This window comes from Moorena sp. SIO3E8 (genome assembly GCF_010692445.1).
GTDB classification, from domain to species: domain Bacteria; phylum Cyanobacteriota; class Cyanobacteriia; order Cyanobacteriales; family Coleofasciculaceae; genus Moorena; species Moorena bouillonii.
On record NZ_JAAHHM010000165.1, the window covers coordinates 1 to 12,191 of the forward strand.

15 protein-coding genes and 1 pseudogene are annotated in these 12,191 nt (G+C 41.5%); 7 read left to right on the forward strand and 9 right to left on the reverse strand.

All coding sequences use genetic code 11. The annotated features are described in order from the left end of the window. Positions 1 to 226: hypothetical protein (locus F6K46_RS34215; protein WP_293117828.1), on the reverse strand; the 226-nt coding region annotated here is incomplete at its 3' end. Positions 227 to 1,405: 1,179 nt separating this feature from the next. On the opposite strand from F6K46_RS34215, the gene F6K46_RS34220 reads away from it, so the two are divergent. After that, the gene (locus F6K46_RS34220; protein WP_293063664.1) at positions 1,406 to 3,016 is read left to right on the forward strand and encodes a hypothetical protein; all 1,611 of its coding nucleotides are present in this window, start codon (positions 1,406 to 1,408) and stop codon (positions 3,014 to 3,016) included. Positions 3,017 to 3,246: 230 nt separating this feature from the next. Here F6K46_RS34220 and F6K46_RS34225 read toward each other — a convergent pair whose 3' ends face one another. From F6K46_RS34225 to F6K46_RS34245, 5 genes are all read right to left on the reverse strand, one after another. Beyond that, complete coding sequence (locus F6K46_RS34225) at positions 3,247 to 4,113, reverse strand: hypothetical protein (RefSeq protein WP_293063672.1); 867 nt, start codon at positions 4,111 to 4,113, stop codon at positions 3,247 to 3,249. A 95-nt stretch (positions 4,114 to 4,208) separates the two neighbouring features. Further along, positions 4,209 to 5,327 carry a glycosyltransferase family 1 protein gene (locus F6K46_RS34230; RefSeq protein WP_293063674.1) on the reverse strand — a complete coding sequence of 373 codons (1,119 nt, stop codon included), beginning with the start codon at positions 5,325 to 5,327 and terminating at the stop codon, positions 4,209 to 4,211. A gap of 444 nt (positions 5,328 to 5,771) precedes the next feature. Continuing rightward, positions 5,772 to 6,821 carry an FkbM family methyltransferase gene (locus tag F6K46_RS34235; protein WP_293063676.1) on the reverse strand — a complete coding sequence of 350 codons (1,050 nt, stop codon included), beginning with the start codon at positions 6,819 to 6,821 and terminating at the stop codon, positions 5,772 to 5,774. Between the two features lie 20 nt (positions 6,822 to 6,841). Continuing rightward, positions 6,842 to 7,537 carry a bifunctional 2-polyprenyl-6-hydroxyphenol methylase/3-demethylubiquinol 3-O-methyltransferase UbiG gene (locus F6K46_RS34240; RefSeq protein ID WP_293063678.1) on the reverse strand — a complete coding sequence of 232 codons (696 nt, stop codon included), beginning with the start codon at positions 7,535 to 7,537 and terminating at the stop codon, positions 6,842 to 6,844. 25 nt (positions 7,538 to 7,562) lie between these two features. Beyond that, positions 7,563 to 7,700 (reverse strand): hypothetical protein, encoded by a 138-nt coding sequence (locus tag F6K46_RS34245; RefSeq protein ID WP_158069780.1) that lies wholly within the window; start codon positions 7,698 to 7,700, stop codon positions 7,563 to 7,565. Between the two features lie 11 nt (positions 7,701 to 7,711). Between F6K46_RS34245 and F6K46_RS34250 the strand changes: the two genes are divergently transcribed. From F6K46_RS34250 to F6K46_RS34270, 5 genes are read left to right on the forward strand one after another with little or no spacing between them, the layout of a single operon-like run. Continuing rightward, the gene (locus tag F6K46_RS34250; RefSeq protein ID WP_293063681.1) at positions 7,712 to 7,840 is read left to right on the forward strand and encodes a hypothetical protein; all 129 of its coding nucleotides are present in this window, start codon (positions 7,712 to 7,714) and stop codon (positions 7,838 to 7,840) included. Further along, a complete protein-coding gene (locus tag F6K46_RS34255; RefSeq protein ID WP_071106221.1) occupies positions 7,837 to 8,031 on the forward strand; it encodes a DUF2862 domain-containing protein in 195 nt (64 codons plus the stop codon). The genes F6K46_RS34250 and F6K46_RS34255 overlap by 4 nt, the downstream gene beginning before the upstream one ends. Positions 8,032 to 8,073: 42 nt before the next feature. Then, on the forward strand, positions 8,074 to 9,174 hold the full coding sequence (locus F6K46_RS34260; RefSeq protein ID WP_293063683.1) for an ArsA family ATPase: 1,101 nt from the start codon (positions 8,074 to 8,076) through the stop codon (positions 9,172 to 9,174). 9 nt (positions 9,175 to 9,183) lie between these two features. Next, positions 9,184 to 10,155 (forward strand): chlorophyll synthase ChlG, encoded by a 972-nt coding sequence (chlG, locus tag F6K46_RS34265; protein WP_293039242.1) that lies wholly within the window; start codon positions 9,184 to 9,186, stop codon positions 10,153 to 10,155. Next, positions 10,142 to 10,267 (forward strand): hypothetical protein, encoded by a 126-nt coding sequence (locus F6K46_RS34270; RefSeq protein ID WP_293063691.1) that lies wholly within the window; start codon positions 10,142 to 10,144, stop codon positions 10,265 to 10,267. The genes chlG and F6K46_RS34270 overlap by 14 nt, the downstream gene beginning before the upstream one ends. Before the next feature lie 189 nt (positions 10,268 to 10,456). On the opposite strand, the gene F6K46_RS34275 is transcribed toward F6K46_RS34270, so the two are convergent. Then, entirely contained in the window at positions 10,457 to 11,209 is a 753-nt protein-coding gene (locus F6K46_RS34275) for an FkbM family methyltransferase (protein ID WP_293063693.1), read from the reverse strand. A gap of 14 nt (positions 11,210 to 11,223) precedes the next feature. On the opposite strand from F6K46_RS34275, the gene F6K46_RS34280 reads away from it, so the two are divergent. After that, a complete protein-coding gene (locus F6K46_RS34280; protein ID WP_293063695.1) occupies positions 11,224 to 11,442 on the forward strand; it encodes a hypothetical protein in 219 nt (72 codons plus the stop codon). Positions 11,443 to 11,540: 98 nt separating this feature from the next. On the opposite strand, the gene F6K46_RS34285 is transcribed toward F6K46_RS34280, so the two are convergent. Continuing rightward, positions 11,541 to 11,765 (reverse strand): hypothetical protein, encoded by a 225-nt coding sequence (locus F6K46_RS34285; RefSeq protein WP_293117831.1) that lies wholly within the window; start codon positions 11,763 to 11,765, stop codon positions 11,541 to 11,543. A 70-nt stretch (positions 11,766 to 11,835) separates the two neighbouring features. Further along, positions 11,836 to 12,069: pseudogene (locus tag F6K46_RS34290) on the reverse strand (RNA-guided endonuclease TnpB family protein); the annotation flags it as partial. Positions 12,070 to 12,191: the final 122 nt, after the last annotated feature.

Consider the following 12,191-nt stretch of genomic DNA (forward strand, 5'->3'; position numbering starts at 1 on the left):
AGTTAATAAGCATATAAATGCCTGTCTGTCCATGATTAATCGTTAGAATAGACTGACTGATAGCGTTCCAAGCTTCAGCCGTTGTCTCATAGCTGCCGAAAGCAAAATGTAAAAACTCATCAATCCAAATTGGCCGACCAAAAGATGAGTGTAATGCTACGCAAAACAGAGATAGTAGTAACAAGCAAATATTAGAAATATGGTAATTGATTAATTTATTTTTCATCACCCTCAATAACCATTGATAAAAAGACCCTTAAAACGGTATTAATATGAAGATGTTAAAAGGTTAGCACTAAAAATATTTCAGATTGTAATAAAACTTTACATAGCGGTACTTAGACAATTATTAAAGCAAAAATCAGGTATAATGATTGCTCTAGTTAGCAGCTATTATGTCGTTATGTTTAGGGGATCGCTCCCACGAGAGAAACTCCCCCCGCAGCAATGCCTCCCGTTTCGCTTAAATGATGTAGTACTATGGGTAATTTGGGAATTAGCGATCGCCCGTTTCTGGAATCATACCCCCATTCAGGAACGCCAAAAAGTTTTTTTAGATTGGCATCTTTTTTAGTAATTGATCCTACTTAGTCTAGGAGAGCCACAAATGACTTAGGATTGCTAGAGTACAATATACCGTGCTTGACAACAACGATAGACAGACAGGGATTTTTGTAAACTTTTATTACTGGATTCAACACTTCTGTTCCCATTGCTTATAGTATATTCTTGGCTAACACCGATGAAAGGCTAGCAGTCCTTGCAATTCTGGATTCGGTCAGAGACTCTCACATTTATGGAGACTTTGGTTTTCTCGGTAACTCGTGGGCATTGCCAATGCACCAACAGACCCAAAACCCCATTCAAGCAAAGATAGCCAGCCTACTTTACGCTGGTTACTTCGCCGTCACTATAATCAAGATGTCTTAACTTTTCAGACTGTTTCCTCTTCCCTTTAATTTCACAGTAAGTATTCAGCCGTCAGCCGTCAGCCGTCAGCTAAAAGCTCACGCTACTTGAGGTGCCGTCAGCTGAAGTAACTCAGCATTATTCCAATGCTTACCTGTTTTCTTCAAAAGCACCTCAAGTAGCGATGCAGCGCGGTCTTGGGGAGGCAGCGCGGTCTTGGGGGTTCCCCCCATGAGCGACTGCCGTGGTTTCCCCCATGAGCGACTGCATCAAGACAGCGTGCGCGTAGCGCATTAGCTGATAGCTGATAGCTGACGGCTAAATGCTTAGAAATTAAGATTATTGAGAATCAGCCTTGGGGGAAATCTTTGACTGAAGGGATTGTCAGAGATGCCGTGAAAAGTCAGCTCGTGTATTAGAGTATTGAAACCACTTCACAGTAAGAAGATGGCTGTAGACCTTTTAAAGTTGAACTAATACAGTTTATGTTTAAATTATGTTTAAAACTCTAAATAACCGCAAACTATTAAGCAATTTTATTGTATTAGCATTGATGCTAATTACTTTTTTTAGTATAGCCTATCAAACCGGACTAATTACCTCTGGTTTTCGTTATTTTATTGACGATCATCTTATCCCTCAAGTCTCTTACGATTTAAGCACTAAAGGATTTTTTGAAACTGTATCTACTTGGATAAATATTGATAAAAGCTTAAATAGGTTTAGGCCTTTTTATATCATTCATTTAGTCACGGTAACCAAACTATTTGGAGTTAATTCAACCTTATGGTATTCGTATATTACTCTCTTAGCAACTTTGACCACTTTTTTTATTTTTCTATTTGGGAGATTATTGAACTTTTCATTGTTAATTGCATTTGTTTTTTCGATATCAACTTTGCTAGGAAGGCAATCCGACATATGGACAAGGCCAACACTTCCAGAGGCTTATGCAATGTTTTTTCTATCGGTATCACTAGTATTTTTGGGACTAAGTTGTAAAGAGAAATATAATGAAGCATTTACTAATGTAGTCTTTGTTATATTGACTATTGTTATGTCTCTTTGTAAAGAATCTTTTATTATTTTTATTCCTACATTAATGGTTGGTAAACTTTTTTTATATAAATATGAAAGACAACATTCCCTTTGGCAAACTATCAAGCATAATAAATTTCCTTTACTATTTATAGCTTCTACATTTGTCTTAGAAATTTATTATATTCTTTTCTATTTGGGAACTGCTGGGATGGGATATGCAGGAGTAGATGAAAGTAGCTTTAAATTTTATTCAATTTTATCAACCAGCAAGGTTTTTTTTACAGAGAGCCATTTAGTCATCGCTTTTATTGGTTTAGGATTATCCCTAATTTTGACCAAATTAAATCGAGATTCAATTTTAATTACACTCAGGGAGTTTGCCCCTTTTTTGATACTCCTATTGGTTTCGGCAGCTCCTCACATTTTGCTCTATTCTAAATCTGGAATAAATCCTGGTTATTATTTATTTCCTGCCATTGTAGTAGCTTGCCTTTTTCTGGCAAAAGTTTTGTCTTATATTGCTCGTTATTCTCAATGGTTAAGTCTTTCCCTAGTAGCCATATTAGTTGTGATTCTGTTAAATAGAGTTCCCTTAGTTTGGAATATGTACTCTCTACAAGCAAAGGATAGTAAGTACATGAATAATTTCTTGAAACAAGTTGAATTATGCACTCCTAATAATGACAAACTTTTAATAGTTGCTAATCCGCGCGTGCGTTATGAAGTACTTGCAGGAAGTTTACCAACAGTGCTTAAACACGTTATTAACAGAGACAAGTTTTTAATAGCAACCTATGGGTTAGAAAAGACGAATTTTTATTCAGATACACTAAAAGAAAGTGAAAAAATTTGGGAATTTCTCAACCCGGAAAGCGTTCTTGGATTATATCAAAACAAAACTATTTTGAATACAAAAAATAAAAGTGATATTGAAGCCGTTATAATTTTTGATGGTTTAGATAATGATTTTATAAAGACAAATAAAGACTGGTTTAGCCCTCAAGACTATAAGTTACATGAATTTAAAGTTAGCTTTTCTCTAGTTCATTTATATTGTAAACAATAACTTAGAACGCAGAAATGGTGAATGTATTAATAAAACTTTACATTTACAAAAAGTTGATTCCTATTGACAGGCGATCGCTTCAAAATCCGGTAGTGGTACACAGGTAGTGATTTTAGCTCCCGTTAAGCTCTTAGGCATTTAAAATGCCTAAGAGCAAGGCAGAAGCCAGAAGCGATGCAGTCGCTCATGGGGGAAACCACTCGCGCTTTGCATCAAGACACTGGTTGGATTCAATTACTTTTTCCCAGGATCTGGTGCAATAATTGCTCTGTTTTTCTTTTCACAAACCCCCCGATTATCTTAAAGGGATGAGAGTTGCTTTCCTTTGTCTCCCCCGCAGCTCTACGAGGAAAACTAACAATTTTTTGATAGTCTAAAGGGTTAAAAAAACGCTCAGGAGTAAAGGGAGGAGAAAAGGCATCATTTACTAAATCTTCACGGACATAAAATCCATTGGCAGAATATAATCCGCAACCTACTAACACCATCCCCTTACTACGAGCTAGCTTCTCGAAAGCTACAAGAGAAGCTCCATAAGCACTAGAATTACAATCCCAGCGAAAATTAGGGTCATAGGGCATGATCCATTCTTGAGGTGGTGGATAGGAATGATTATGCTCTAAACAAACAACTCTAGGTTGTATAACCGAAATAGCCTCATAAACGTAATAGTCATTACTATCAATATCCACTGAAAGAAAATCAATTTCTCCAGTAATACCACCCCTTTCAATTAAATCATTAATATTTTCGGCGTTAACTACCGCTTCGATAAATTTTAAGCGACCTTCCCCAATGGCATCTTGATAATTTTCTCTAATAGTTTTTGCATAGTCTGGCAAGGATTCTATCCACAATCCTGTCCATCCCTTTTCTAAAAGATAATGACTATTGTTTTCTCGTCCTGTTTCTGCGCCAAACTCCACAAAAACCTGGGATTTTATCCCAATTCTATTAAAGATTTCTTCTATAATGCCGTCTTCATCCGATTGAGAGTGTATCTTAAACCCAAAATGCTCTAACCTTCGTGGATCATCTCCTGCTCGAATCTTTCGGTCTTGTTTAATTTGTTCTATAACTGAATCCTGTTTATTCATGACTGATTACCTCACACCGATCCAAATATTACCGTCTTCGGGGTTTGATTAGCAACTGATACTGCTGACAAACTGATAGCGGTGTCCAGGATTCATCAGCTAATTGAACGATAGCCATCCAAAGTCAGTTGAGCAGTCTTTTGCCACGTGAAAAGCTTAGCACGTTGCCGTCCTTTCTCAATCATAGATGCCCGGTGTTCTGAGTCTTCTACAACTATTTCCATAGCGTGAACTAGTCCATCCACAGAATCTGGCTCAAATAAACAAGCTGCATCTCCTACTACCTCAGGCAAGGAAGAGGTTAAGCAGCAGATAACTGGACATTGGCATTCCATTGCCTCTAGGGGCGGTAAACCAAATCCTTCATAGCGGCTGGTATAAATTAGGGCTTGGGCATTACCATATAGGGTTTTGAGTAGGGCATCATCACCCCTAAGATAGATGAAATTTTGCCGCATATTATGCTCTTCCATAACCCTTAATTCGGATTCCAAAAAATCACAGGAACCCCCAAAACACACTAATTTTAAATTATCCCGTAATTTAGCACTAGCAGCAAACGCTTTGAGGACTATTTCAAAATTTTTATATTTTGAACGAGTTCCCACATAAAGGAAGTAAGGCTGACTACGGCAATAGTTCGGTAACTCAGATTCGTTAGCGTCTTGAATTCGACTTGCCCAATAGGTTACTTTAGTTTTTTCCGGATTAACTCCCAATAAGTCTACTAAATCATTTCGGGTATTTTCGGAAGCTACAAAAATTAAATCAGCTTGTTCAACTAGCTGTTGCTTATTTTTAATTAATGGCTGAAACTTAGCTTGTCCTGAGAGAAATTTTTCCGGAATCATATCATGGATCGTGATCACAAGTTTCTTAGGGTTAACAATTTCTACTAAGTCAGCATCATAGTAGGTAGGATGATAGATATCATAATGTCTACCAAATTTACGGACAAACCATTGAAAGGATAGTTTATTGATAGTGTCATTAATAGCCTTACCTGTTGGAAAGGGAAATTTTGGTATCACCCCATATCCGGTGAGTTGATCGCGATACTCTGAGATATCATACCCATCGCTCTTGATACCACGATGCCAATGAATTGAGCAGTCAGAGTTTGGCGATAACTCTCGCATTAACTCAATAAAAATTCGGGATATACCACCAAATTTCTGGATGGCAAACATTTGATGGTCGTAGAGAATATCCATGGTGACTTGTGAGTTGTGAACAGACTACCTTATGGGAAGGCAATAGGCATGCTAGCAATAGGCAAGAGTCAAGAGACAAGAGCAACCCACCCCTAACCCCTCCCAGGAGGTAAAGGCAAGAGGCAAGAGGCAAGAGGCAAGAGTTAATTAACTATATAGAAAATTTTGGTAACCTCAAAAACTCTAATCCTTAGTTACTATGCTAAAGGCTACTATATTTCCAGTTGACTAATGATCATCTCTGAAATTGGCTTAGGGATTACCGATTACCCAACCACCCTTGTTAAATGCTTTTTAGAGAAAGAATATAGCGTTTGTATTTGAGATGTAAACCTGTATGGTATTTTTCTATTGTCAAATGAAACTCCGTATTTTTTTACCCTTTTGCCTTTTGCCTATTGCCTATTGCCTTTTGCCTTTTGCCTTACTAAAAATTAGTTTAAATTAGTTTGAGCTTATAGCAAAGATATCAGGTTCTTTTAGTTTATCACTATCTTCCTGTGTCTCTAAATTATGATATACTTTACTCAATTGATGTTCACGCTCTGAGCCAGAAACCATTAGGAATAAATTAGCGCTTGTTGCACTCCCTAAGGTTAGTGCTGCTTCTGGAGTTGGTATAGATTTTAGTACTCTTGGGTTAGAATCTACGATCCAGCCCCGGAGGTTTTGATTGTAAAGATTCACAAGAGAGGACATCAATGCTTCACGTCTGTGCTCATTTAGATTCTTGGCACTCACTTCCATCATGATCACTAGATTTGGTGAGCGCTGAATGGTTTCCATGGCACCATTTAATACGGCAAATTCGTATCCTTCTACATCAATCTTGATGGCATCTATTTGGGATAATCCCAACTCTGGAAGTATGGAATCTAGACTACGGACTGGAATTGAGATCTTTTCACGCAAGGCAGACCGTTTAGTATCATCCATACCACTAAATGCGGATTCCTGGGTAATATAAAAGTCTGTTTCTCCATCTTCACCACCGATGCATAGGTCATGGCAAGAAACTAACTGTTGTAAGTGGTTAACTTCTACATTTTGTTGTAAAAGCTGGTAGGCATCTGGGTTAGGTTCAAAGGCATGAACACAACCGGTGGGAGTTAATTTTGTAGCTGATGAGACGGCGTAGTAACCAAAGTTTGCTCCTACATCTAGCACAATGGAATTGGCATCGAGCAGACCTAAAAAGAGTTGGGCATCAAAGTATTCTTGGTAATGGCCGTAGTAAAAGTCGCACCCCAGTCGATCTCCGACATCAACGTGGAATGTCAAGCCTGATGGCAAATTCACTGCTTGGATATCCCGGACCCCTACTGGATGGAGTTTCTCTCGAAGCGATCGCAAAAACAAGGTGTAGGGTACCGCCAAGTTGGGAAAATCCATCGCCTGAGGCAGAAAATGATGGAATACCTGAAGATAAATCTCCATCTTCTCCAACTCATTTATGGACTCATGGCTAGGTAAATGCTCTTCCTGACTATCCATTAATTCGTAAACTCGTTTAGTTATTGTTTAGCAAAATTATACTTTGGCGTGACAATCTCAGGTGAGGGAACTAAATCACTGACTTGTAACTCAACTGTAGATGCTAAAAATATTCGGCGTCTTTGGTGCTTGGTTTCCGTTTCCCAGAAATCTTCATGGTCTACATAACCATGATAGTCGTATAGATAAGGAAATCCTGAAACTTGGAGCATTTTAAGCAAGCCACTTCTGCTAGGAATCATGGCATGGTAGGTTAAGCCCTGAGTTTCGTTTTTGCCTTCTTCAACTAGATAGGTAACTGGTTCATCAAAAGGAACATTCATACTTTCAAGAAATAACATTTTTTTGGTTAATAACTGCAAATTACGAATGACTTTGAAGGGATTTTCTGTGTGATAGAGCAAGCCGAAACAAAACACTAAGTCTGCTCCAGCAAATTGAGACATCTGTGGGGTAGATTCAACATCAACCTGATAAAACTTAGCTTCAGGTACCCGTTTACTAGCCTCTTCAACAAGTTCTTGTCTCCCCTCTAAACCAATTACATTTACTCCCCAATTCACCAGCTTTTTAGAAAACCAACCAGGACCACATCCCACGTCAAGGCAAGTGGTAAAACTTAATCCCTGATTGAGTTTAAGCTGATTGAGAACGTTTTCTGCTACAGCCCAGCGGGCTTGATTAATCGCAATATAGTAAGGTTCATCAAATAACATGATTCTAATTTGACTAAAATTTCGATCACAAACTTATATAGCAAAGGGAACAGCGGATCTGGGAACAGGGAGCAGGGAGTAGGGAGCAGGGAGCAGGGAGTAGGGAGCAGAGGCACCCTCCCCACACTACCCACACCTCCCACACCTCCCACACTTCCGACACTTCCCTAGATTATGGGTATTCAACCGGACTTGATATCAGTCCCAGGGGCAGCAGTCGAACTTATGGCAGTTTTCCCTGATGTGATCGCGACAGATTCCGGTAAACTGAGGGGTGGTTTATCGTATGATCTAGAGCAATGAAAATCGGGCAACAAGTAAAAGTGTTTCGTCTAAGAGACCGGGTAGGCAAGGACATCGCAAATAAACTGGGGAAAGTAGGCACGATCACAGATTATAAAATGACCGATGGCAGTGGAGTTGGCGTGACAGTGAAATTTGAGGACAACAGCTCTACCTGGTTCTTTGAGGATGAATTGAAAGTCGTAGACTAGATTTTAATAAACGCGATCGCACCGAGGCACGAGACTTGCACTATGGCACGGATTCTAACATTTCTGGGTAAAGGCGGCACAGGTCGCACTACTGTGGCAATTGCTGCCGCTAAGCAGCTGTCGAGCCTCGGTCAACGAGTGCTACTGGTAGGACAAGACCCAAGTCCTAGCTTTGGACTGCTGCTGGGGCTATCCCCAACGTCTGACCCGGTGGAAATAAGTCCTAACCTCCGGGTAGTACAGCTAATGACTACAGTACTACTGGAACGCAGCTGGGAAGATGTCAAAAAGCTAGAGGAGCAATATTTGCGATCGCCTACCCTAAAAAATGTCTATGGTCAAGAACTGGGCATCTTACCGGGGATGGATCATGCTTTAGCCCTCAACGCCCTTCGGGAGTACTACCAAAGCGGTCAGTATGACGCGATCATCTACGATGGCACCGGCTCTCAAGCTACCCTGAGAATGTTGGGAATGCCAGAAATTATCAGTTGGTATAGTCGTAGATTTCGCCAAGTCATGGCAGATTCTGACCTGGGCAAAGCCATTTCCCCCTTTATCCAACCAGTCACTAGCGCCATCCTAAATGTGTCATGGACGAGTGAGGACTTTGCTGGTGAACCAACTAATCAGGCCAACAATATGTTGGAGGAGGGAAAAAATGCGATCGCAGATCCCAATCGGGTCGCATCCTATCTGGTCACTACCGATAACCCCCTAGCCATTGCCACAGCCAAGTATCTGTGGGGTAGTGCCCAACAAGTGGGTGTTACTGTCGGTGGTGTGCTGGTAAACCAAACCCCGGTAACCCCAGCAATAGAATCGGAATTTGCCCCTCTAGTCGTTAATGCTCTTCCGACTTCCCCACCAGGGGAAGATTGGCAATCCCTGATCGATGCCCTGCCAGATTTTAAACAGGCATCCCAGGCACCCAGACCTATGACTATCGACATTCCTGGTCGCAACGTTCGTTTATTCTTACCAGGTTTTAACAAAAAGCAGGTGAAACTGACCCAATACGGTCCAGAAGTCACCGTTGAAGCGGGGGATCAACGGCATAATATCCTGCTTCCCCCACAACTTAGTGGTCAATCCGTCAAAGGGGCTAAGTTTCAAGATGGCTATTTGATAATTTCATTCTAGGTAGTTGCTATGGCTGAAGAAAATCTAACTGAACAAAGTGCCAAAACCCGTCAGCTACTGGGTATGAAAGGCGCAGCTCCTGGTGAAAGCAACCTATGGAAGATTCGCCTGCAGTTGATGAAGCCAATTACCTGGATACCCCTGATCTGGGGGGTAGTGTGTGGTGCTGCTTCCTCCGGTGGCTACACTTGGACACTGGAAGACTTTCTGATGGCAGCCGCCTGTATGTTGCTTTCTGGTCCGTTGATGGCAGGGTATACCCAAACCCTGAATGATTTCTATGACCGGGAAATCGATGCCATTAATGAACCATACCGTCCTATCCCATCAGGAGCCATCTCTATCCCCCAGGTGATCACCCAGATTGTGGTGCTACTCCTAGCAGGTATCGCTCTTAGCTACGGACTGGATGTTTGGGCTGGTCATGAATTTCCGACACTCACCTGTCTTACCCTAGGCGGTGCCTTTCTAGCCTATATCTATTCTGCCCCACCCCTGAAACTGAAAAAAAATGGTTGGCTGGGAAACTATGCTCTCGGTGCCAGCTATATCGCCCTTCCTTGGTGGGCAGGTCATGGCTTATTTGGTCATCTTAACCTGACTATTATGATTCTGACCCTGTTCTACTCCCTGGCAGGGTTAGGTATTGCAGTAGTTAATGATTTCAAGAGTGTGGAAGGCGATCGCGAATTGGGCTTAAAATCCCTACCAGTCATGTTTGGTGTTACCACAGCAGCTTGGATTTGTGTGGTGATGATTGATGTCTTTCAAGCAGGGATTGCTGGTTATTTAATCAGCATTCATCAGAACCTCTACGCTGCTATCCTGATCCTATTAATCATCCCCCAAATCACCTTCCAGGATATGTACTTTCTCCGTGACCCCCTGAAAAATGATGTCAAATACCAGGCTAGTGCGCAACCGTTTTTGGTACTAGGGATGCTGGTTGCTGGTTTGGCTTTGGGTCATGGAGCCATTTAAAATCGGGAATCGGGAATCGGGAATCGGGAATCGGGAATCGGGAATCGGGAATCGGGAATCGGGAAAAAATCCTGTGTACCTAACTAATAGCTATGAGAAAGGCTATATATAGGGTTAAACCGGACTCGATCTGAAGGCTTATATGATGTTCAGCTAATCAGTTATGAAACAACGTAGCTTCCTTCTGGTAGGCAATCTCCCTCCTAATTCCCTGTTCCCAGATCCGCTGTTCCCTGTTCCCTATTACCTACTATTTATAAGTGTTCAACCGAGCATGATATTAGTACTTACAGTGAATCGGTCAACCAGGGTAAGAAGCAATCAAATCAAGGTTTTTTGGAAGTTCCCCACCATCAGGTTTGTCTAAGACTTGAATCTTGTAGCCTAAAGATTCTAACAACTGACAACATTGCTCATAGACAGGTCGTCCATGGATAGACAAGAAAATGGTAGGATGAGCACTTTCCAACAGAGATTTGGCACCAAGTAGAACGAACTTCTCATGGCCCTCCACATCAATTTTGATGCAGTCGGGCACAGGAATTTCACCACTGGCAATCAGTTCATCTAAACTGACCATCTTGACTTGAAGTGTTCCTTGAGAAGAAATACCCCCCTGATAACTACCAGAAGTTTCTCTAAAGGATGCCATACCAGAGCGGTCTGAAAGCGCTGCTGCCATAACTGTTGCATTGGTAATGCTGTTGATAGACAGATGTTTTCTTAAGTAACCAAGGTTTTGGGGTAGGGGCTCAAAGGCAAAAACTTTTCCCTTATCACCAACTAGCACCGAAGTCAATAGTGTAAAGAAACCAGCGTGAGCTCCAATATCAAATACAGTGTTTCCTAATTTCAGAGTTTTCTCAAGCACCCGTTGGTTGTCATACTCATAAGTCCCTAACCAACAGCCGTTTCTCCCAGCACCAACTATCCATTTTTTACCCGCGAGCTTACCTAGCCAGATCGGCATTGTCATCTCAGGAGGAATTAGCCTTAAGGGCAAACGTAAAAGCTGACCAAAGAGGCTTTTTCGGGAAATCTGTTCCAAATCCATAGTTTGATTACCTGATGAAGCTGAAAACTATTAGAGTTTCTATTGATAGAATTCCCGAAAGTTATGCTCAAGTAACAGCTTTACCATTTACCGTTAGCGGTCAGTGGTCAGCCGTCAGCCGTCAGCCGTCAGCCGTCAGTGGTCAGCCGTCAGCCGTCATTGGTCAGCTTATTTTATTCAAAAGCTGTTCGCGTAGCGTGTGCTTAGCATATAAGCTAATAGCTGATAGCTAATAGCTGATAGCTAATAGCTGATAGCTAATAGCTGATAGCTGTTCGCGTAGCGTGCGCGTAGCGCTTAAGCTGATAGCTGATAGCTGATAGCTGATAGCTTAGAGTTTAAGACTACCAGTATTGACAACAGGTTGTATATTTTGCTCAGCCGTCAAAACCACTAGCAAATTGTTAATCATTGCTGCTTTTGTTTCCTGGTCTAGCTCGATAATTTGGTGATCGTTCAGCCGTTTGATGGACATTTCTACCATGCTCAAGGCACCTTCGATAATTTCTTGACGAGCTGCGATGATTGCTTGAGCTTGTTGACGCCGTAGCATCACTTGGGCAATTTCTGGAGCGTAGGCTAATTGACATCTCCCCCACTTAAAAGAAGGGGATTATACAAGGTTGTTACGCGGCAGGTTGAAACCGTGCCGCTCCACATCTTGTTCGATATGATCTAGAAAGAGAACTAAACAAATCATAACGATGTGGGAGTGTCAAGCTCCCTCTACCCACCTTGGTTAGATCGAGACCTAACTGTGTGGCTACTTTTTTGGCAATATTGGCGGCTCCGTTGCAATCAGCATTGATGAGCCATCCATTAGAGGTTTTATACATTCCACGTCTCACCCTTTTACCATTAAACTAAGCCGAGGAGTCGCCTCCACCGACTCGTCTTCAAAACCGTACGTGACAGTTTCCTGTCATACGGCTCCTCATTATAGGAACCATTGTCATTGGTACCTCTACATTAGAACGGGTTG